15 protein-coding genes are annotated in these 20,674 nt (G+C 70.5%); 10 read left to right on the forward strand and 5 right to left on the reverse strand.

Annotated features, from left to right (window positions below):
- Positions 1-138 precede the first annotated feature (138 nt).
- The 8 genes from ACFRFC_RS14165 (at position 139) to ACFRFC_RS14200 (ending at position 9,643) form a co-directional block, all read left to right on the forward strand.
- On the forward strand, positions 139-1,437 hold the full coding sequence (locus tag ACFRFC_RS14165) for an amino acid deaminase (protein ID WP_382684620.1): 1,299 nt from the start codon (positions 139-141) through the stop codon (positions 1,435-1,437).
- A 12-nt stretch (positions 1,438-1,449) separates the two neighbouring features.
- Positions 1,450-3,066, forward strand: a complete 1,617-nt coding sequence (locus ACFRFC_RS14170) for an amidohydrolase family protein (protein ID WP_382684617.1) — start codon at positions 1,450-1,452, stop codon at positions 3,064-3,066.
- 167 nt (positions 3,067-3,233) lie between these two features.
- The gene (locus ACFRFC_RS14175) at positions 3,234-4,445 is read left to right on the forward strand and encodes a pyridoxal phosphate-dependent aminotransferase (RefSeq protein ID WP_382684614.1); all 1,212 of its coding nucleotides are present in this window, start codon (positions 3,234-3,236) and stop codon (positions 4,443-4,445) included.
- A gap of 99 nt (positions 4,446-4,544) precedes the next feature.
- Positions 4,545-4,955, forward strand: coding sequence for a hypothetical protein (locus ACFRFC_RS14180; RefSeq protein ID WP_382684611.1), 411 nt, complete (start codon positions 4,545-4,547; stop codon positions 4,953-4,955).
- A gap of 219 nt (positions 4,956-5,174) precedes the next feature.
- Positions 5,175-6,248: a hypothetical protein gene (locus ACFRFC_RS14185; RefSeq protein ID WP_382684609.1), complete on the forward strand. Its 1,074-nt coding sequence runs from the start codon at positions 5,175-5,177 to the stop codon at positions 6,246-6,248.
- A 14-nt stretch (positions 6,249-6,262) separates the two neighbouring features.
- Entirely contained in the window at positions 6,263-7,489 is a 1,227-nt protein-coding gene (locus tag ACFRFC_RS14190) for a toxic anion resistance protein (RefSeq protein WP_382684606.1), read from the forward strand.
- A gap of 8 nt (positions 7,490-7,497) precedes the next feature.
- The gene (locus ACFRFC_RS14195) at positions 7,498-9,042 is read left to right on the forward strand and encodes a substrate-binding domain-containing protein (RefSeq protein WP_382684604.1); all 1,545 of its coding nucleotides are present in this window, start codon (positions 7,498-7,500) and stop codon (positions 9,040-9,042) included.
- Positions 9,029-9,643, forward strand: a complete 615-nt coding sequence (locus tag ACFRFC_RS14200; protein ID WP_382684601.1) for a hypothetical protein — start codon at positions 9,029-9,031, stop codon at positions 9,641-9,643. The genes ACFRFC_RS14195 and ACFRFC_RS14200 overlap by 14 nt, the downstream gene beginning before the upstream one ends.
- 308 nt (positions 9,644-9,951) lie before the next feature.
- Here the strand turns inward: ACFRFC_RS14200 and ACFRFC_RS14205 are convergent, their stop codons facing one another.
- A complete protein-coding gene (locus tag ACFRFC_RS14205) occupies positions 9,952-11,775 on the reverse strand; it encodes a phosphoenolpyruvate carboxykinase (GTP) (RefSeq protein WP_382684600.1) in 1,824 nt (607 codons plus the stop codon).
- 336 nt (positions 11,776-12,111) lie between these two features.
- On the opposite strand from ACFRFC_RS14205, the gene ACFRFC_RS14210 reads away from it, so the two are divergent.
- The gene (locus ACFRFC_RS14210; protein ID WP_382684598.1) at positions 12,112-12,825 is read left to right on the forward strand and encodes a hemolysin III family protein; all 714 of its coding nucleotides are present in this window, start codon (positions 12,112-12,114) and stop codon (positions 12,823-12,825) included.
- 73 nt (positions 12,826-12,898) lie between these two features.
- Positions 12,899-13,546 carry a TetR/AcrR family transcriptional regulator gene (locus ACFRFC_RS14215; RefSeq protein ID WP_382684595.1) on the forward strand — a complete coding sequence of 216 codons (648 nt, stop codon included), beginning with the start codon at positions 12,899-12,901 and terminating at the stop codon, positions 13,544-13,546.
- Positions 13,547-13,819: 273 nt separating this feature from the next.
- Here the strand turns inward: ACFRFC_RS14215 and ACFRFC_RS14220 are convergent, their stop codons facing one another.
- The 4 genes from ACFRFC_RS14220 to ACFRFC_RS14235 are packed head-to-tail and all read right to left on the reverse strand — an operon-like array spanning position 13,820 to position 20,545.
- Positions 13,820-16,243, reverse strand: coding sequence for a galactose oxidase-like domain-containing protein (locus ACFRFC_RS14220; protein ID WP_382684593.1), 2,424 nt, complete (start codon positions 16,241-16,243; stop codon positions 13,820-13,822).
- A complete protein-coding gene (locus ACFRFC_RS14225; protein ID WP_382684590.1) occupies positions 16,240-17,595 on the reverse strand; it encodes a glycosyltransferase in 1,356 nt (451 codons plus the stop codon). Before ACFRFC_RS14225 ends, ACFRFC_RS14220 begins: the two co-directional genes overlap by 4 nt.
- Positions 17,592-19,244 carry an ArnT family glycosyltransferase gene (locus ACFRFC_RS14230; RefSeq protein ID WP_382684588.1) on the reverse strand — a complete coding sequence of 551 codons (1,653 nt, stop codon included), beginning with the start codon at positions 19,242-19,244 and terminating at the stop codon, positions 17,592-17,594. The genes ACFRFC_RS14225 and ACFRFC_RS14230 overlap by 4 nt, the downstream gene beginning before the upstream one ends.
- A complete protein-coding gene (locus ACFRFC_RS14235; protein WP_382684586.1) occupies positions 19,241-20,545 on the reverse strand; it encodes a glycosyltransferase in 1,305 nt (434 codons plus the stop codon). Before ACFRFC_RS14235 ends, ACFRFC_RS14230 begins: the two co-directional genes overlap by 4 nt.
- Between the last annotated feature and the right edge of the window lie 129 nt (positions 20,546-20,674).

The raw sequence follows: 20,674 nt of genomic DNA on the forward strand, positions 1-20,674 counted from the left end.
ATCAGATCACCGAATCACCACGACCGATCACCGAATCACCACAACGCACTACCGCATTGCCGCACTGCCGCATCGCCGCAATACCGCAATACCGCAATACCGCACCGGATCACCGGATCACCGGATCAGGGAGGCTGCATGGCCCTCGACAAGGACGTCACCGGCTCCGAAGCGCTCGCCCGCCTCGCCGCCCTCGCCGGGGAGCGGGTCGGCCACCGCTTCAAGGGCCTCCCCCCGGACGCCGCCGGGCTGACGGTCGGCGAGCTGGCCGCCCAGCGCCGCAATCTGTTCACCGGCGGCTTCACCACGCCCGTGCTCGCGCTGTCCGCCGAGCGCCTGGAGCACAATCTCGCGCTGATGGAGACATACGCCGAACGCCACGGCCTCGCCTTCGCGCCGCACGGCAAGACGTCCATGGCCCCGCGGCTCTTCCACCGCCAGATCGAGCACGGCGCCTGGGGCATCACCCTCGCGGTCCCCCACCAGGTACGGGTGGCACGGGAGTTCGGCGTCCGGCGGATCTTCCTCGCCAATGAGCTGGTGGACGCGGCGGCCCTGCGCTGGATCGCCGCCGAACTGGCCGCGGATCCCGGTTTCCGGTTCCTCTGCTACGTCGATTCCGTGCGCGGCGTGGAGCTGATGGACGCGGCGCTGCGAGGGGCGCCCCGCCCGGTGGACGTGGTGGTGGAGCTGGCGGCCGGTGAGGGCGCGCGGACCGGCGTCCGCACGGAGGCCGGGTGCGCCGCGGTGGCCGACGCGGTGGCCGCCACGGCGACGCTGCGGCTGGCCGGGGTCGCGGGCTACGAGGGCGAGGTGCCGCGGGCCGACCCGGAGCGGGTGCACGCCTGGCTGCGCCGGCTGGTGGCGCTGGCGGTGGACCTCGACGCGGCGGGCCGGTTCGCCGGGCTGGACGAGATCGTGGTGAGCGCGGGCGGCAGCGCCTGGTTCGACGCGGTCGCGGAGGTCTTCGCGGAGATCCCGGAGCTGTCCGCGCCGGTGCTGAAGCTGCTGCGCTCGGGCGCCTATGTGTCGCACGACGACGGCCACTACCGGGAGCTGACCCCGTTCAACCGGGTCCCGCAGGAGGGCGCCCTGGAGCCCGCGTTCCGCCTCTGGGCCCAGGTGGTCTCCCGCCCCTCCCCCGAGCAGGCGTTCGTGAACGCGGGCAAGCGGGACGCGGCCTACGACCTGCATCTGCCGTTCGCCCAGGTGGTGCGCCGGGACGGCGGCGCCGAGCGGGCGGCGACCGGCATCGAGGTGACGGGCCTGTCCGACCAGCACGGCTGGCTGCGCACGGCACCGGAGGCGGACCTGGAGGTCGGGGACTGGCTCGGCATGGGCCTGTCGCATCCGTGCACCTCGTTCGACAAGTGGCAGCTGATCCCGGTCGCCGAGGCGGACGGCACGGTCGTGGAATACGTACGGACGTTCTTCTAGGAGCGCGGCAGCATGGCAGAGCTGGTCATCAGGGACGCGGAGGTCGTCGACGGCACGGGAGCGCCCGCCTACCGCGCGGACGTGGTGGTGGACGGCGGCCGGATCGTCTCGATCGTCAAGGAGGCCGCGGCGGCGGGCTGCCAGCGCCCGACGGCGACCCGGGAACTGGACGCGACGGGCCTGACCCTCGCCCCCGGCTTCATCGACATGCACGCCCACAGCGATCTGGCCCTGCTGCGCGACCCCGATCACAGCGCCAAGGCCGCGCAGGGCGTCACCCTGGAGGTCATCGGCCAGGACGGGCTGTCGTACGCGCCGGTGGACGACCGTACGCTCGCCGAGGTGCGCGCGGCGATCACCGGCTGGAACGGGCACGGCGACGACCTCGACTTCGACTGGCGGTCGGTCGGCGAGTACCTGGACCGGCTCGACGGGGGCATCGCGGTCAACGCGGCCTATCTGATCCCGCAGGGCACGGTCCGGGCGCTGGTGGTCGGCTGGGACGACCGGGAGCCGACGCCGACCGAGCTGGGCCGGATGCGGCGGCTGGTCGCGGAGGGCCTGGAGCAGGGCGCGGTGGGCCTGTCCTCGGGCCTGACCTACACCCCCGGGATGTACGCCGCGGACGCGGAACTGACCGAGCTGTGCCGGGTGGTGGCCTCCTACGGCGGCTACTACTGCCCGCACCACCGCTCCTACGGCGCCGGGGCGCTGGAGGCGTACCGGGAGATGGTCGCCCTCGCCCGGGAGGCCGGCTGCGCCCTGCACCTCGCCCACGCCACGATGAACTTCGGCGTGAACAAGGGCCGCGCGCCCGAACTGCTGGCCCTGCTGGACGAGGCGCTGGCGGCCGGGGCGGACATCACCCTGGACACGTACCCGTACACCCCCGGCAGCACCACGCTCGCGGCGCTGCTGCCGGGCTGGGCGAGCGAGGGCGGCCCGGCGGCGGTGCTGCGGCGGCTGGCCGATCCGGGGACGGCCGAGCGGATCCGCCATCACCTGGAGGTGCTCGGCTCGGACGGCTGTCACGGGGTCCCGGTGGAGTGGGACACCATCGAGATCTCCGGCGTGACCAGCCCCGCGCTGGCCGGGTACGTGGGCCGTACGGTCGCCGAGTCGTCGGCCGCCCGCGCCGAGTCCCCCTGGACCACGGCCCGCCGGCTGCTGGTGGAGGACCGGCTCGGCCCGACGATCCTCCAGCACGTGGGCCACGAGGACAGCGTCCGCCTGATCATGCGGCACCGCGTCCACACGGGCGGCTCGGACGGCATCCTCCAGGGCGCGCGGCCCCACCCCCGCGCGTACGGCACCTTCCCGCACTATCTCGGGCGCTATGTACGGGAGTTGGGGGTGCTGTCCCTGGAGGAGTGCGTGGCCCGGCTGACGTCCCGCCCGGCGGCCCGGCTGCGGCTGCCCGACCGGGGCACGGTGAAGGAGGGTTACCGGGCCGACCTCGTCCTGTTCGACGCGGCGACGGTGGCGGCGGGCTCGACCTTCGAGGCGCCGCGCACCCTGCCGGTGGGCATCCCGCACGTCCTGATCGACGGCCGCTTCGTGATCGAGGACGGCCACCGGACGGACGTACTGGCCGGACGGGCGGTCCGCAGGACACCCATGCGGGGGTAACCCGGAGGTAACCCGGGGTAACCTGGGGTAACCCCCCTGCCTCCTCCCCGCCACCTCCCGCTCCCTCCCGCTCCAGACCCCACCCGAGTCCCACGTGGGTCATACATGGGTCTCATGTGGCGGAAAGCACCACGCGGCCCCCGCCCCCCGGCCGTAAGCTCCATGCCATGCAGGTGATCCAGTCGACGAAGCTCGCCAACGTCTGTTACGAGATCCGGGGCCCGGTTCTTGAGGAGGCGATGCGGCTGGAGGCGGCCGGGCACCGCATCCTCAAGCTGAACACCGGGAACCCCGCCGCGTTCGGCTTCGAATGCCCGCCGGAGATCCTGGAGGACGTCCTCCGCAACATCTCCACGGCCCATGGGTACGGCGACGCCAAGGGACTGCTCGCCGCCCGGCGCGCGGTCGTGATGCACAACCAGACGCTCGGCATAGAGACCGACGTCGAGCATGTCTTCATCGGCAACGGGGTCTCCGAGCTGATCACCATGGCGATGCAGGGCCTGCTGGACGACGGCGACGAGGTGCTCGTCCCGGCGCCCGACTACCCGCTGTGGACCGCCTCCGTCTCGCTCTCCGGCGGCACCGCCGTGCACTACCGCTGCGACGAGCAGTCCGACTGGATGCCCGATCTCGCCGACATCGAGCGCAAGGTCACCGACCGCACCAAAGCGCTGGTCATCATCAATCCCAACAACCCGACCGGCGCGGTCTACGACGAGGAGATGCTGCGCGGGCTCACCGACATCGCCCGCCGCCACAATCTCCTGATCTGCTCCGACGAGATCTACGACAAGATCCTCTACGACGGTGCCACCCACACCCCCACCGCGGCCGTCGCCCCCGACCTGCTGACCCTCACCTTCAACGGGATGTCCAAGGCGTACCGGGTGGCCGGCTACCGGGTCGGCTGGATGTCGATCTCCGGACCGCGCTCGCACGCCGAGTCCTACATCGAGGGCCTCACCATCCTCGCCAACATGCGGCTGTGCGCCAACATGCCGGGTCAGCACGGAGTCGTCGCCGCGCTCAGCGGGCGCCAGTCCATCAGGGACCTGGTGCTGCCGGGCGGGCGGCTCAAGGAGCAGCGGGACGTCGCCTACGAGGCGCTCACCCAGATCCCGGGCGTGACCTGCGTACGGCCCAAGGGGGCGCTGTATCTCTTCCCCCGGCTCGACCCCAAGGTCTTCAAGATCAAAGACGACCGGCAGATGGTGCTCGACCTGCTGCGACGCGAGAAGATCATGGTCGTCCAGGGCACCGGCTTCAACTGGCCCGAACCCGATCACTTCCGGATCGTGACCCTGCCCACCGCCGCGGACCTGAAGGACGCGGTCACCCGGATCGGGACCTTCCTCGACGGCTACGGCCAGCGCTGACGCTCACCGCCCGCGGTCGTCCGGGCCGGTTCCGTGTTCCGGTCTACTTTAGACTCAATCCAAGCTAGGATGGTTTCTGTCGAGCACAGGAGGCCATCCATGTACGAACCGATCCGTACCAAGTCGGTCCACAGCACGGTGGCCGGCGCCCCCTCCGACTTTCCCCACCGGTCCCGTGAGGAGGAGCTGGACATCCAGCTCGCGGGACATCTCGCCGCGCTGCTCGCCGTCACCGAGGAGTTGCGGGAGTCGGTCCCCTCGGCCGACCTGGACGCCGCGTGCGTGCGGCTCGCCGAGCAGGTGGCGCGGTTGCGGGGCGGGGTTTCGCCGGTCCCCTCCGGGGGGCCTGCCGATGCCTCGGTGCCGGTGCTGCACGCGCGGGCGCATGCCCTTGCCGGGCGGGCGCTGGTTGTCGCCGCGTCTCGGGCGGACACCGTGGTGGTGGTTCTGGTGGCTGAGCGGATGGACGCGCACGCGCGTGCGCTGCCGTCGCTGAGTGTCGCCGGCTGATCCCCGTACCCCCCCCCGGGGGGTCTCGCACCGGTTGTCGTGCGAGTGCGGGCCGGTGGTCGCTTCTCGCGCAGTTCCCCGCGCCCCTGAAAAGCAAAAGCCCTGCCGCCCGCCCGCGATTGCCGGTCACCGTCTCCGTGGCGATCCGGGACCGGTACGTCACCTCTCGTTCATCCCTTTACTTGGGGAACGTTGGGTTCCGGGAGCACGCTGCGTCGGGTGAGACGAATCACTGGGATAGTCCTCGCGGTAGTGCTGATCGGCGGCGTCGTGGCAGCCGTGATCGCCGGCCGGGACAACGGGGACCAGGACACGGCAACGAAGACCGTGACCGCTGTCATCGGGTCGGAGAAGGCCGAGTTCTTCGCCGACCAAAGGGTGGTGGACGCCCTCGCCGCCAAGGGCTACGCCGTCGACGCCGAGACCTCCGGGTCCTGGGCCATGGAAGGACTCGACCTCAAGGGCTACGACTTCGCCTTCCCCTCCAGCCAGGCGCCCGCCGACGAACTCGCCGAGAAGCTGGACGTACGGCAACCCCTGCCGCGCCCCTTCTACTCGCCGCTCGTCGCCGTCGCCCACGGCAACGCCGCCGACGTGCTGGAGCAGAACGGACTGGCCACCGTCGACACCCACCGCGGCACCCTGAAGATGTCCGCCCTGCTGGAGGCCGCCGGCGACGACCAGCGCTGGCAGGACCTCAAGGGGGCACCGGAGTACGGGGAGCTGACCGGGACCCTCTACATCGCGACCACGGACCCCGAGACCTCCAACTCCGGCGCCCTCTACCTCGCCGCCACCTCCTACGTCGCGGGCGGCGGCCAGGTCGTCGCCACCGACGCCGACGTCGAGCGCACCGCACCGCTGCTGCGCAAGCTGGTCAGCGTGCAGGGCTCGCAGCCCGCCAGCTCCGACGCGGCCTTCCGGGACTTCATCAGCGGCGTCGGCAACCCGCTGGTGTGGGTGTACGAGTCACAGATCGCCGCGCTGCTCCTGGCCGGCCAGGGCATCGACGACCTGGTGGTGCTCTACCCGGACACCACCGTCAACAGCGACCACACCGTCGTACCGCTCACCGACGACGGCCGCGCGGTCGGTGAACTCCTCAGCACCGACCCGGCGCTGCGGGAGCTGGCCGTGGAGTACGGCTTCCGGCCGCAGGGCGCCGCGCCCGAGTTCATCGAGGCCACCGCGGACCTCACCGACTATCTGAACCAGCAGCTGACCGGCGTCCGGCAGGCGCCCGTGCCCACCTCCCAGGTGCTGCGCGACATGGCCCGCCGGGCGGGCGGATAGGGGGAAGCACCACCATGACCGACTTCGACGGGTTCCTGGGCTCCAGCACCAGTCAGAACACCAGCCGCAGCAGTGACGAGACCTTCACCCTGACCCCGCCCGAACCGGTGGCCGCCGTACCGCGCGAGAAGGCGGGCGGGCTCGTCCCGGTGGACGACCAGGTCCGGGCCGACATGGCGCGCAAGGCCGCCGACCATGTGGCCGCTCTCGCCGCCCTGGACGCCCGCTCCCCCGAGTTCGCCGGCAAGGTCGGCGAGATCACCGCGCTGGGCGCGGGCGAGCTGCGGGCCGCCACCGCCCAGTCCAACCGGATGCTGGAGCGGACCGTGCGCAGCCTGCCCGGCAAGGGCGGGGACGCCCAGTCGCAGGTGGCGGGCTCGCTGGTCGAGCTGCGGCGGGTCGTGGAGGATCTCGACCCGCGCGAGCTGCCCGCCGCCAAGGGGCGCAGGTTCCTCTCCCGGCTGCCCGGCGGCAACAAGCTGCGCGACCATCTCGCCAAGTACGCCTCCGCCCAGGGCACCCTCAACAGGATCGTGGGTTCGCTGCGCGGCGGACAGGACGAACTGCGCCGCGACAACGCCGCGTTGCAGACCGAGCGGGTACGCCTGTGGGAGACCATGGGCAAGCTCCAGGAGTACGTGGTCCTGACGCAGGCCCTGGACACGGCCGTCGAGTCGCACATCGCCCGGGTCGACACCACCGATCCGCAGTCCGCCGACGCGCTGCGCGCCGATGTGCTCTTCCCCGTCCGGCAGAAGCACCAGGACCTGCTCACCCAGCTCGCGGTGTGCGCCCAGGGCTACCTCGCCATGGACGTCGTACGCCGCAACAACGACGAGCTGATCAAGGGCGTCGACCGGGCCGCCACGACCACCGTCTCGGCGCTGCGGATCTCGGTGATGCTGGCATCCGCGCTCGACCACCAGAAGAAGGTCATCGAGCAGGTCAACGCCCTGCGCGGGACCACCGAGGAGCTGATCCGGGCCAACGCCGAGATGCTGGCCACGCAGAGCGGCGAGATCCAGCGGATCGCGGCCGACCCGGCGGTCGGCGCCGAGACGCTGCGGGCCGCGTTCCAGCAGATCTACCGCACGCTCGACGCCATCGACTCCTACAAGGTGCAGGCCACCGAGGTCATGGCGAACACCGTCGCCTCGCTCACCACCGAACTCCAGCACGCCGGCGCCTATCTGGAGCGCAGCCGCTCCCAGGGCGCGCTCGAAGGGGGCGGCCCCGCATGACACGCACCATGAGATTTGGCCGTGTCGCCGTCGCGCTCGCCGCACTCGCCCTGCTGCTCACCGGGTGCTCGGCCCGCGACGACTCCGACCCGGCCCCCCAGCAGACCTACCAGGAGGGCACCTTGCGGGTCCTCGCCTCCAGCGAGCTGAGCGACATGACGCCGGTCCTGGACCTGGTCCGCCGGGAGACCGGCATCACCGTCAAGCCCACCTACATGGGCACCCTCGACGCCGTGGACCTGATCGCGGCGGGCGAGGCCGACACGTCCTACGACGCCGTCTGGCTGGCGTCCAACGACTCTCTGCGGCTGCGCCCCGAGGCGGCCCAAAAGATCGTCTCGGAGACCTCGGTGATGGCCAGCCCGGTCGCCATCGGCGTCAAGCCCGCCACCGTCCAGGCCCTGGGCTGGGACCCCGGTGACGTCACCTGGGCGCAGGTCGAGGAGGCCGTCCGGGACGGCGAACTGACCTACGGGATGACCGACCCGGCCCGTTCCAACTCCGGTTTCGCCACCCTGGTCTCGGTGGCGTCCGCGCTCTCCGGCGCCCAGTCCGCGCTCACCGACGCCGACGTCGAGAAGGCCACGCCCCGGCTGAAGGAGTTCTTCCAGGGGCAGCAGCTGACCTCGGGGTCCTCGGGCTGGCTGGCCGAGGCGTACGACCGGCGCGGCACCGTCGACGCGCTCCTCAACTACGAGTCCGTGCTGATGGGCCTGCCCGGCCTCACCGTCATCCGCCCCACCGACGGTGTGATCACCGCCGACTACCCGGTCTCCACCCTGGCCGCCTCCCCCAGGTCGGCCCGCGAGGATGTCCGCCGGCTCACCGAGGCACTGCGCTCGCCCGATGTCCAGCGCGAGATCACCGACCGCACCCACCGCCGCCCGGTGGTCCCCTCGGTCTCCCCGGCCCCCGGCCTGGACACGGCCCGCCGCCGCGAACTCCCCTTCCCCGGCAGCCAGTCGGTGGCGGACGGCCTCCTCGACTCGTACGAGAACGAACTGCGCCGCCCCTCGCGGACCGTCTACGTCCTCGACACCTCCGGCTCCATGGAGGGCGACCGCCTGGACCGGCTCAAGAGCGCGCTCACCGATCTCACCGGCGAGTTCCGCGAGCGCGAGGAGGTCACCCTGATGCCGTTCGGCTCGGAGGTGAAGAGCGTGCGCACCCATGTCCTCGACCCGAAGGACCCCGAGGCCGGGCGCGAGGCCATCCGCCAGGACGCCGACGCCCTGCGCGCCGAGGGGGACACCGCGATCTACACCTCGCTGGAGCAGGCGTACGACCAGCTCGCCGCCGACCGGGACACGTTCACCTCGATCGTGCTGATGACCGACGGCGAGAACACCGCGGGCACCGGCCCCGACGACTTCGACGGCTTCTACGCCGCTCTGGACGCCACCGGCAGGCAGACCCCCGTCTTCCCCATCCTCTTCGGCGACTCCGACCGCGCGGAACTGGAACACATCGCCGAACTGACCGGCGGCCGGCTCTTCGACGCCCAGGAGGGCTCGCTCGACGGCGCCTTCGAGGAGATCCGTGGCTACCAATAGGCTCGTCGGCCGGATCACCGGCTATCTGGAGTCCCGCAAGAACATCACCGGCAGCGTCTGCGGACTGCTCGGCCTCGTCCTCACCTTCACGGGGGTGGCGGGCCCGTACTGGCCGGTCGTCGTCCTCGGCCTGTACGGCGCGGGCGCGCTGATCGCCCCACCGGAGCGCCCCGCGCTCCCCGACTTCCCCGACCCGTCCGCCCAACTGGACGAGATCCGCGCCGACTTCACCAAGCTCGGCGACTATCTGGCCGACGTGGACCTCCCCCCGGCCACCGCGACCCGCCTCCGCGTCCTGACCGACCTCCTGGACGCGCTCCTGGACCCCGGCTGGGTCGCCGAGATCCTCGCCCAGGACCCGGAGGCCGTCCACACGGTCTCCCGCACGGTCCGCCAGGACATCCCGGAGGCGGTCCACGCCTTCGTACGCACCCGCTGGTGGCACCGCATGACCCCGGGCCAGGACCCCCCGGAACAACACCTGGAACGCCAACTGACAGTCCTCACCGAGGAGGCCCACCACCTGGCCACCACCCTGAGAGAAACAGAGACAAGACGCCAGGAGTCCCATACGCGCTACCTAGAGGACCGCTCCCAGTAGGTCTATGGAACGCCGGGAGCTGTTCGGTCGGGGCCGCGCGGACCGGCGCATCTTTTAGGGGCGCGGGGCTGTATCGATATGCGGCTCCGCCGCGTGGGCGCGAGAAGCGACCACCGCCCCGCACCCGGCGAACAACCGAAAACAAACGGCGAGGGCCCGCCCCACCCCCGTCGGGGCGGACGGGAACAACCGGGGCAGGCCCACAATCCACGCACGCCGTTGTGCGCGCACAACCCGCGGCCGGCCGTGACGATACTGCTGGTCAGGGCACTGTCGGTTCCGACCGGCCGCGGAGCACAGAGAGGGCCTCAGCCCAGCCGCGCCACCAGCGCCCGGTACTCGTCCCACAGCTCCTTGGGCGTGTGATCACCGAAGGTATTGAGATGGTCGGGAACCAGCGCCGCCTCCTCCCGCCAGATCTCCGTGTCGACCGTGAGCAGAAACTCCAGGTCGCTCTCGGAGAGATCCAGCCCGTCGGTGTCGAGCGCGGCCCGGGTCGGCAGCACGCCGATCGGCGTCTCGACCCCCTCGGCCTTGCCCTCCAGCCGCTCCACGATCCACTTCAGGACCCGGGAGTTCTCACCGAAGCCGGGCCAGACGAACGCGCCCTCGTCGTTCTTGCGGAACCAGTTGACGTAGTAGATCTTCGGCAGCTTCGCGGTGTCCCGGCCCTTGGCGACCTCGACCCAGTGGCCCATGTAGTCGCCCATGTTGTAGCCGCAGAACGGCAGCATGGCGAACGGGTCGCGGCGCAGCTCACCGACCTTGCCCTCGGCGGCGGCGGTCTTCTCGGAGGCCACATTGGCGCCGAGGAAGACGCCGTGGTTCCAGTCGAAGGACTCCGTCACCAGCGGTACGGCGGTGGCGCGGCGCCCGCCGAACAGGATCGCGGAGATCGGCACGCCCTTGGGGTCCTCCCACTCGGGCGCGATGATCGGGCACTGGGCGGCCGGGACGGTGAAGCGGGCGTTGGGGTGGGCGGCCGGGACCTCGGCGGAGGGCGTCCAGTCGTTGCCCTTCCAGTCGGTGAGGTGGGCCGGGGTCTCCTCCGTCATGCCCTCCCACCAGATGTCATTGTCGTCGGTGAGGGCGACATTGGTGAAGACGGAGTTGCCCCACAGGGTCTTCATGGCGTTGGCGTTGGTGTGCTCGCCGGTGCCGGGCGCGACGCCGAAGAAACCGGCCTCGGGGTTGATGGCGTACAGCCGGCCGTCCTCACCGAACCGCATCCAGGCGATGTCGTCGCCGATGGTCTCGACCGTCCAGCCGGAGATCGTGGGCTCCAGCATGGCGAGGTTGGTCTTGCCGCAGGCGGACGGGAAGGCGGCGGCGACGTACTTGGCCTCGCCGGTCGGCGGGGTGAGCTTGAGGATCAGCATGTGCTCGGCGAGCCAGCCCTCGTCGCGGGCCATGACGGAGGCGATCCGCAGGGCGTAGCACTTCTTGCCGAGCAGGGCGTTGCCGCCGTACCCGGAGCCGTAGGACCAGATCTCGCGGTCCTCGGGGAAGTGGGAGATGTACTTGGTCCGGTTGCAGGGCCAGGGGACGTCCTGCTCGCCCGGCGCGAGGGGGGCGCCCAGGGTGTGGACGGCCTTCACGAAGAAGCCCTCGGTGCCCAGCTCCTCCAGGACCGGCTGCCCCATCCGGGTCATGGTGCGCATGGACACGGCGACATACGCCGAGTCGGTGATCTCGACGCCGATCGCGGACAGCGGCGAGCCGAGCGGCCCCATGCAGAAGGGCACGACGTACATGGTCCGCCCGCGCATCGAGCCGCGGAACAGCCCCTTCTCCCCCGCGAAGATGGCCCGCATCTCGGCGGGAGCCTTCCAGTGGTTGGTGGGACCGGCGTCCTCCTCCTGCTCGGAGCAGATGAAGGTGCGGTCCTCGACGCGGGCGACATCGGTGGGGTCGGAGGCCGCGTAGTAGGAGTTGGGGCGCTTGACCGGGTCGAGCTTGCGGAAGGTGCCCTTCTCGACCAGCTCCCCGCACAGGCGCTCGTACTCTGCCTCGGATCCGTCACACCAGACCACATTGTCCGGTTCGGTGAGTTCCGCGATCTCGTTGACCCACGAGATCAGTTCCTGGTGTCGGGTCGGGATGACGGGGGGAGCCGCGATATCGCGCGCCACGATCGCTCCTTGTTGAGGGTTTTGTCACTGACTGCCCCGTGGGGGCCACGACCCGGATGCTTCGCAGCTGCCGCACTCAGGCTGCACAAGGCGCTCATCCGGTGCCGACCGCACTCATCTGATCATCCGAGGTGGCCGCGCATTTGTCCAGGAGGCCGCCCACCTGAGCGGCGTGAGGAATGCCACGTAACTCTGTGTTTCCGATCGTCTCTTTGCGTGCACATTGAGTTCGCGTGACCGTCTTTTGGGACGTCCGGCGCCAACTGCCGTGAGAGTCCGGCCACTCCGTTCGGGGGACTGATCCACGGCTTAACGTGGCGTGGGTACCATCGGACAATGACTGCGCCCGCCTCCGACGCGCCGAAGGACACATCGGTCGCCGATCGCGTCTCCGCCGCTCTCACCCTGCCGGATCCGGTCAAGCCCAAGCTGCGCGGCTGGCTGCATCTGGGCATGTTCCCCGCGGTGGTCGTCGCCGGTCTCGCGCTCACCGCCCTCGCCGAGACGCCCCGAGCCCGCCTCGCCTGCGCGATCTACGCGCTCACGGCCTGTCTGCTGTTCGGGGTGAGCGCGCTGTACCACCGGGGCACCTGGAGCCCGCGGATGGACGGCATCCTGCGCCGCCTGGACCACTCGAACATCTTTTTGATCATCGCGGGTACGTACACCCCGCTGACCATGCTGCTCCTCCCCGAGGCCAAGGGTCAGTGGCTGCTGTGGGGCATCTGGGCGGCGGCGCTCGCCGGGATCGCGTTCCGGGTCTTCTGGGTCGGCGCCCCGCGCTGGCTCTACACCCCGTGCTACATCGCGATGGGCTGGGCGGCCGTGTTCTTCCTCCCCGACTTCCTCAAGACGGGCGGCATCGCGGTCCTGATCCTGGTGATCGTCGGCGGTCTGCTCTACAGCGCGGGCGGGGTGATCTACGGCATCAAGCGGCCCAACCCGTCACCGCGCTGGTTCGGCTTCCACGAGGTGTTCCACTCCCTCACGCTGGCGGCGTTCGTCGTGCACTACGTGGGGATCTCACTGGTGGCGTACCAGCAGGTGTAGAGGGACCGGACACCCGGGACGGGGGGCGTCATCGGCATGGCCGCCGCCAGCGCCGATGCCCGACAATGACCGTATGACGGCCGCACAGACCTCCTCCCCGACCGGCTCCGCCGCCGACCGCCCTCGGCTGGGACTTCGTGAGCGGAAGAAGATCAAGACCCGGACGGCGATCCGTACGGCGACGTACGAGCTGATCGAGGAGCAGGGGTACGACGCCACCACGGTCGAGCAGATCGCCGACCGGGCGGAGGTGTCGCCGTCGACCGTCTTCCGGTACTTCCCGGCGAAGGAGGACATCGTCATCACCGATGAGTACGACCCGCTGATGGAGGAGGAACTGCGGCGGCGTCCGGCGGACGAGCCGCTGCTCGAATCCCTGCGGTTCGTGCTCCACCGGGCGCTGGTCCTCGGATTCCAGGAGGGGTCCGAGGTGGTGCGGCTGCGGACGCGGCTGATGGTCGAGGTGCCGGCGGTGCGGTCGCGGGTGATGGAGAGCATGTCGGTGACGGGTGGGGTGCTGTGCCGGGTGATCGCGGAGCGTACCGGGCGGGATGTCGCTTCGCTGGAGGTGCGGGTGTGGGCGATGTCGTTGGTCGGGGGGTTGATGGAGGCGACGTTGTACTGGGCCGAGCGGGGTCATCGCGATGAGCTGACGGATCTGGTCGATCGGGCGGTGGATGTCCTGGGCGGGGTGCCTACGGCGTCCGGGCGTCCTCGGTAGTCGACCGTCCGCGGGCCGTCCGTGGCTGGTCGCGCAGTTCCCCGCGCCCCTGGGGGTTGCGGCTCACCTGCGTCCAAGGTGTCGGCTCGGTCGCGCCGCCGTGCGCGGTTCCCCGCGCCCCTGGGGGCGTTGCCGCTCGGCTGCGGTCGAGGTGCCGGTCGCGCCGGCGTGCTGTCCGGCATAGCTGCGGGCAGTCGTGCCGCAGGGCGGCACGGGTGGGCGCGGCGGCACCCCGCTCACGCGGTGAGCGCCACGCCCTGGCCCCTGCCTCGGCTAGCGGCGCTTCTTGATGTCCCCCTTGCCGCACGCCGTTCCGTCCCGGTTCGGGTCGAGCCTCAAGGGGTCGTCCTTGCCGTTCACCTTCAGGCGGCCGTAATCGTTGGCGGCCAGCCACGCGCAGCGCGACGCCGTCGTCGCCTTCACCTCCGCCGGGAAGGCGGTCGGCACACAGACGTTGGCGGAGCCGTAGTGCCGGTCGCAGCCGGAGACCGTCGGGGACACCGGCTGGGAGGCCCGCTTCTTGCCGGGCTTGGTGACCTTGCCGGACAGGTCGTCCGCGAAGTCATGGACATGGGCGGACGCGTCGGTCGCCGCGAGGGCCTGCGGGCCGCCGAGATGGACCCACTCGGCCACGGAGGGCACCCCGTTGGCGTCCACCGCGAACAGCATGTACCAGCCCGGCGGCGCGAGGTTGGGGTTGCTCGTGACATTCAGGTCGATGTTGTTGCCGTCGACGGTCAGCGGGAGGTCCACGAAGCGCTGGTTCGGGTCGGAGGAGTGGGTCACCGCCGCCGGACGGATCAGCTCCGCCTTGGCGATCGGACGGTCCACCGTGATCCGCTGGGTGTCGCCGTACGTCCACTCCGTGTCGATCAGCGAAGTGATCGCGGGCCGGTCGCCCTTGAGGAGATACGGCGGGGTGTAGATCGACACGTTGTGGTTCCAGGAACCGTTACCCGGATTGTCGCCGGTGGTCATCACCCGGCCGTCCGGCAGCAGGAACGCGGACGAGTGGTAGCCCCGGGCCTCGGGATCGGCGGCCACCGGATCGAAGGTGCCCGTCTCCGGGTCGTAGAGGGAGGACTCGAAGACCGGGTTGGCCCGGTTGTGCAGCGCCCCGCCGGTCTCCAGGACCTTGCCGTCGGGCAGCAGCACCGCGGAGAGATACATCTTGCCCTGGTCGCCGGTCTGCGGCACGGGACCCGCGCCGAGATCGACGGTGCCCTGCGGAAGCGGCGGCCCGGCGACGTACGCCGGGTTCGGCTCCTTGAGGTCGATGACGTCCGTGAGCCGGTTCGCCTCCGGGTTCGAGTCGATGTTGCCGCCGCCGATGGTGAGGACCTTCTGGTCCTGCGCGGGCGGCAGCAGCACGCTCGCCGACTGGTCGCGTTCGTCCTTGTCCTGGAGGCCGGGCACCTGGGTGATGGTGTTGGCGCCGTAGTCGTAGATCGCGGAGCCGGTGCCGGGGATGTTGTTGCCGAAGACATGGCTGCCGGAGTAGAAGAGCCGCCCGTCCTGCATCAGGATCATCGACGGATACAGGCCCCAGAAGGACCAGGTCTGATTGACCTGCCAGGTCGGCAGCCACTTCTGCTCGGCCTCGGACCACAGCTCGGCGGTGACCGACCCGGTGGAGTCCTCCTTCAGCCCGCCGAAGGAGATCACATCACCGTTGCCGAGGATGGTCGCCGACGGATACCAGTGCCCGTCGTTCATGTCGTTGGTCTTGATGTACGTCTCGGTCTCGGGGTCGAAGATGTACGAGTCCTTGTACCCCTGATAGCCGACCGTGCCGTCGGCCGACGGATAGCCCTTGTTGCCGCTCATCACCAGCACCCGGCCGTCCTGGAGCTGGACGTGCCCGGCGCAGAACATGTCGTCCGGGGTGGGGATCACCTCGTAGGTGCCGTCGGACGGGTCGTAGACGGCGGAGGTGAAGGTGCCGGCCTCGAACAGCTCCGGGTCGTTGCCGGATCCGGCGATCAGCAGCACCTTGCCGTTGTGCAGGACCACCGAGTGCATGGAGCGGACCGGGTTCTGCACCGGCAGCACGTCCCAGCGGCCGTTCGCGCACTCCTCGGCGGTGCCCGTGCACTCGGGGTCCGGGATCGGGTCGGCGACCTGCTCCATGACGTAGTCGTCGGTGGTGGCGGAGCCGGTGCCGTACACCGAGACGCCCCAGGTGATGCGGTCGGTGCCGGCCGGGATCTCCGGGGTGCGGACGCTCGCCTCGGTCCAGGTCCCGGCCATGTCCAGGGTCTTGAGGTCGGTCCAGTACTGCCAGCCCGCGGTGGCGTCGTGCCGGAACAGGGTGAGGTTGGCGTCCGGGGTCGTCGTCTTGTACCAGAGGGACAGGTCGTACTGCTTGCCCTCCGTGACGACCGGCGCGCACGCGGCGGACTCGGTGATCAGCGCCTTGCGGTCGCCGTCCGCCCGGCGGGTCAGCGAGACCTTCATGGCGCTGTTCCCGGAGTGGGCGTCGGAGGTCGTCTCGAAGGTGAAGTCGTTGTCGCCCCACCCGGACTTGGACCAGCAGGCGGGCATGTCACCGCTGCCGGGCGTCTCGAAGCCGGGGTTGGTGATCAGGTTGGCGGCGGACGCGGACTGCGGTGCGGTGAGCAGCAGCCCGCCGGTCAGTGCGGCGACGGCGAGGAGCGCGGTGGTGGACCGGCGTCCGCCGCTTCGGGTCCGTCTCATGCGGCTCTCCCCTCCGCACCAGGCACGGTGGTGTCGTTCGCCGCTGTACTGCTGGCGGTGGTGTCGTTCGCTTCTGTACTGCTGGCGGTGGTGTCGTTCGCTTCTGTACTGCTGGTGGTGGTGTCGTTCGCCGCTGTACTGCTGGCGTGGGTGTCGTTCACTCGGCTCTCCCTTGCGGTACCGCTGTCCGTGCGGCTGTCCCGCTTCCCGGTGCGGGGCAGATAGACCAGCGCCTCGGTCCCGACGAAGCGCAGGACGAATGTCGTCACCAGCGCGAGCGCGGTGGCGGGCAGTGCCTCCATGCCGAACTTGCCGACGAGCAGCGCGATCAGCGGGATGCGCAGCAGCAGATCGGCGTTGGCGAGCAGCGCGAACCGGCCGAGCCGGTCCCACCAGGCCCGATAGCGGCGCCGGTCGCGGAACAGCAGCCGTTCGATGAGCAGGAAGTTCCAGGCGACCCCGAACTGGTTGGCGACCACCTCGGCGGGCACGTAGTGCATTCCGGCGGCCGTCAGCCCCCACAGCCCGAGCAGATTGGGCAGGAAGCCGGTGGCGCCGATCAGCCCGAAGACGACCATCCGGGCGACCGGCGAGGCGGTGCGCAGCCCGGCGAGATGGCGCAGGAAGCGCAGGCCCTCGCGGGCGGTGGACTTGGACTCGCCGGCGAACCGGTCCTGGAAGACGAACGGCACCTCGCTGACGCCGCGCGGGCGGCTGCGGACGGCGAGTTCCAGGAGGATCTTGTAGCCGAGGGGTTTGAGGATCTCGGCGGTGACGGCGCTGCGGCGGACGGCGAAGAAGCCGCTCATGGGGTCGCTGATGCCGTGCAGCCGGCGTGGGAAGAGGGACTTGGTGAGCCAGGTCGCCGCGCGGGACACGGCGACGCGGTAGTTGCCGGCGAGCCCGGCGCGGCTGCCGCCCTTGATGTACCGGGAGGCCACGACCAGTCCGGCGCCCGCGCGTTCCCCGGTGGCGACGAGTTCCGGGACCAGGGAGGGCGGGTGCTGGCAGTCGCCGTCCATGACCACGACCCAGTCCGCCCCGGCGCTCTTGATGCCTTCCACGACGGCGCCGCCGAGCCCGCCCACGGGTTCCTCGCGGTGCAGGACGGTCACCGGGTAGGGGCAGCCGCGCGCCGCGTCACGGATGACGTCGGGGGTGTCGTCGGTGGAGTCGTCGACGAAGACGACCTCGCAGGGCAGGCGCGCGGGCACCGATGCGGTGATCTGCCGCAGCAGCTGCCGTACGTTCGCGGACTCGTTGAAGGTCGGTACGACGATGGTGACGGCGGCCGGTTCGGGGACCTCGGCACTGAGCCGGGCGGCGGCGCCGAGGATGTGGTCCTGGGTCATCGGTCGCCTCCGCTGCCGCTCTCGCCGGTGATCCGGCGGATCTCCACGCGGTCCTCGCCGGTCCCGAAGACGGCCACGGGCGTCGAGTGCTCGATCGCGGCCCGTACGTTCGGCAGGTCGACGGCGTCCCGGCGTACGGTCGGCGAGGCGACGACGTAGTCCAGGTCCCGCCAGCCGTCGGGCATGGTCTTGGTGACGGCGGGGTCGAGGTCGGCCTTGTAGAACCAGATGACGCCGAGCCCGGGTTCGTACCCGGCGTGCACCAGGTCCAGCCAGAGGGCGTCGTCCACCAGGACGCGGGTGTCCTCGGGGTCGGCGACCTCGTCGGCCATCCAGGCGGCGGCGGCCTGGTAGGGCGCGTTGGCGTCGGTGGTCAGGGCGGTGCGGTCACCCTCGTACCAGCGCGGTACGACGTGGGCGCCCGCGGCGAGGGCGAGGACCGCGGCGAGGGCGTACCGGCCGCCGGTGACGGCCCGCCGCTCACCGGGGCGGCGCCATCGGCGCAGTACGCCGTGGGCGATGGAGGCGGTGCCCCCGGCGAGCACCAGGGCGAGGAAGGGCAGCGCCTGGATGATGTACATCGCGGGGAGGTAGCCGCTGGGGCGCAGGGCGACCAGGGCGAGGATGGCGACGACCAGGCACGGTCCGGCGAGGGCGCGGGCGGTGACCGACCAGCGCCAGGTGACCAGCAGCAGGATCGCGCCCGCGAGGCCGCCGGCGATCAGGACCCGGTCGTAGTAGAGCCAGGACTGAAGGACGCCCCAGGAGCCGGTGCCCTCGTCGAGGATGAAGCCGGAGCCGGGGCGGGTCATCTGGTAGGTGATGCCGTCCCAGAGGGAGACATGGCCCTCGCCCGGCAGCAGTTCGCCCTTGAGCAGGGCGAACAGGGGGTAGGAGAAGCCGATCAGGGCGCAGGCGGTGATGGCTCCGGTGACCGCGAACTTACGGGTGTCGCGGTGGCTGTGGCGCCACATGGTGAGCAGCAGTGCCGGCAGGACGACGAGCATCGTCTCCTTGGTGAGCACGGCCGTCGCGGCGGCGATCCCGGCGCCGAAGTGGTGCCAGAGATGGCGGTTGGGCGAGGCGGCGAGGCAGAACGCCAGGAGCGTCCACATCACGGCGATGTTGTCGAGGAACAGCTGGCGCTGGAGGATGACGGAGAGCGGCGCGAGCCCGAAGAGGGCCATGGCCAGGGCGGCGGCCCAGCGGGGCAGGGCGAGGCGGCGGGCCAGGACATAGAGCAGGACGGCGGATACCGCGCTGATCAGCAGCATCGCGGCGCGCATGGAGCCGACGGTCATCGACTCGGGGCTGAGCCAGGCGGGTATCCAGGTCAGCACGGCGAGTTGTATCCAGCCGAGCGGGGGGTGGTCGTACCAGTAGGTGTAGTGGGCCAGGCCCCGGCCCTCCTGGACGGCCCACGCCTGGGCGAGGTAGGTGCCCTCGTCGTCGCTGAGGGTGGGGTAGTCGGCGATGTTCCAGCCCTGCACGAGCAGGATCGCGATCAGCAGGAGTCCGCACAGCAGCAGGTCGGGCCGGGACACGCGGCGCCGCCCGGGCGGGGATATTCGGCCGGTCGCAGGGGTCGTGGGCGCAGACTGGCGCTGCGCGGGGACCGTCGTGGTCACCGCGTCGAGGGTGGAGGTCACGCGTGGACGTCCTCTCGGATGTCTCGGGCGTCTTTGGTGTCCCGGGCGTCCCGGGTGGAGGGGGCCGGGCCGAGATGGGCGCCGACGTGGGTGGTCAGCTCCCAGTCGTTACGGCCGCGCTGCTCGCGCCAGACGGCCCGGACCGCGGCTCCGGCGAGGAGCACCTGGTAGAAGGGGCCGCCCACGACGAGCTTGAGGTAGTGGACGAGGCGGACACGCAGTCCGTACTGCTTGCCGAAGTCGTGCAGCCCGACCAGTTCGAAGACGAAGGTGACCAGGGCGGTGACGGCCGGCAGGAAGGTGATGAAGGCGATGGCGACGGGCACGTCGAGGAAGAGCGCGATGGCGATGTTGAGCGGGATGACGAGGCCGGTGAACGCCTGCATGAACGGGGTCATCAGGGTGTAGCGGGCGAGCAGCCGCTGGCCGAGGGTGGGCAGCTGCTTCCAGTCCTTCTTCCGGTAGACCTGGAGGAAGCCCTGGTTCCAGCGGGTGCGCTGCTTGAGCAACGACATCAGCGAGCCGGGGGTCTCCTCGCGGGTGACCATCTCGGAGTCATAGGCGACGACGACCTTCTTGCCGACGCTGGACAGCCGTACGCCCAGGTCACAGTCCTCGGCGAGGCAGTTCGGATCCCAGCCGTCGGCTGCCCGGAGCACCTCGGTCCGGACGAAGACGGTGTTGCCGCCGAGCGGGATGAACCCTTTCTGCGCGTGCAGGTGAAGCCGGGAGCGGAACCAGAAGAAGTACTCCAGGCAGTTGCGCAGGCTGTACCAGCTGGAGTGGAAGTTGATCAGCTGGACACCGCCCTGGACGACATCGGCGCCGGTGGTGCGGAAGGCGTGGTCGACGTGGGCGAGCAGTTCCGGATGGACCTGGTCCTCGGCGTCGAAGACTCCGACGACATCGCCTCGGCAGTACGGCAGGGCCGTGTTCATGGCCTTCGGCTTGTTCTTCTTCTCGTGGGTGTCGACGACCACCCGTACGCGCGGGTCGCGCTCCTCGGCCGCCCTGGCCACCGCGGTGGTCTCCGGGTCGTCATGGCCGACGATCACGATGATCTCGTAGTCGGTGTGCGAGGACTCCAGCAGGCGCTGGATGGTGTGGTCGAGCACGGCCTGTTCATGGCGGGCGGGCAGCAGCAGCGAGAACGACACGTGCTCGGCCCCGTCGGGTCTGCCGAACCGGGTCGAGGCGAGCACCTCGGGCGTACGCCACGCGTGCATCTGCCACCACAGGGTGAACGCCGCCATCCAGAACAGGGCCAGCGAAACGGCGGCGACGAAGACAGACGTCAGCAAGAAAGATCCCCCCAGATCCCCAAAAAAGTCCCCCAGGCGCGACAACCTGGTCCCAGGCATCGCGTAGCTGTGGAGAGACTAGGGGGAATCTGTGAAATGCGGGGGCTGTTCCGATAAATAGTGTGTTTC

It is taken from the genome of Streptomyces sp. NPDC056734, from assembly GCF_042790455.1.
Classification (GTDB): Bacteria; Actinomycetota; Actinomycetes; order Streptomycetales; family Streptomycetaceae; genus Streptomyces.

What these genes read in the sequence shown, in the direction of transcription:
- ACFRFC_RS14220 (WP_382684593.1), bottom strand. Translation starts at nt 16,243, where the DNA reads ATGAGACGGACCCGAAGCGGCGGACGCCGGTCCACCACCGCGCTCCTC.
- ACFRFC_RS14175 (WP_382684614.1), top strand. Translation starts at nt 3,234, where the DNA reads ATGCAGGTGATCCAGTCGACGAAGCTCGCCAACGTCTGTTACGAGATC.
- ACFRFC_RS14195 (WP_382684604.1), top strand. Translation starts at nt 7,498, where the DNA reads ATGAGATTTGGCCGTGTCGCCGTCGCGCTCGCCGCACTCGCCCTGCTG.
- ACFRFC_RS14210 (WP_382684598.1), top strand. Translation starts at nt 12,112, where the DNA reads ATGACTGCGCCCGCCTCCGACGCGCCGAAGGACACATCGGTCGCCGAT.
- ACFRFC_RS14165 (WP_382684620.1), top strand. Translation starts at nt 139, where the DNA reads ATGGCCCTCGACAAGGACGTCACCGGCTCCGAAGCGCTCGCCCGCCTC.
- ACFRFC_RS14225 (WP_382684590.1), bottom strand. Translation starts at nt 17,595, where the DNA reads ATGACCCAGGACCACATCCTCGGCGCCGCCGCCCGGCTCAGTGCCGAG.
- ACFRFC_RS14170 (WP_382684617.1), top strand. Translation starts at nt 1,450, where the DNA reads ATGGCAGAGCTGGTCATCAGGGACGCGGAGGTCGTCGACGGCACGGGA.
- ACFRFC_RS14215 (WP_382684595.1), top strand. Translation starts at nt 12,899, where the DNA reads ATGACGGCCGCACAGACCTCCTCCCCGACCGGCTCCGCCGCCGACCGC.
- ACFRFC_RS14180 (WP_382684611.1), top strand. Translation starts at nt 4,545, where the DNA reads ATGTACGAACCGATCCGTACCAAGTCGGTCCACAGCACGGTGGCCGGC.
- ACFRFC_RS14190 (WP_382684606.1), top strand. Translation starts at nt 6,263, where the DNA reads ATGACCGACTTCGACGGGTTCCTGGGCTCCAGCACCAGTCAGAACACC.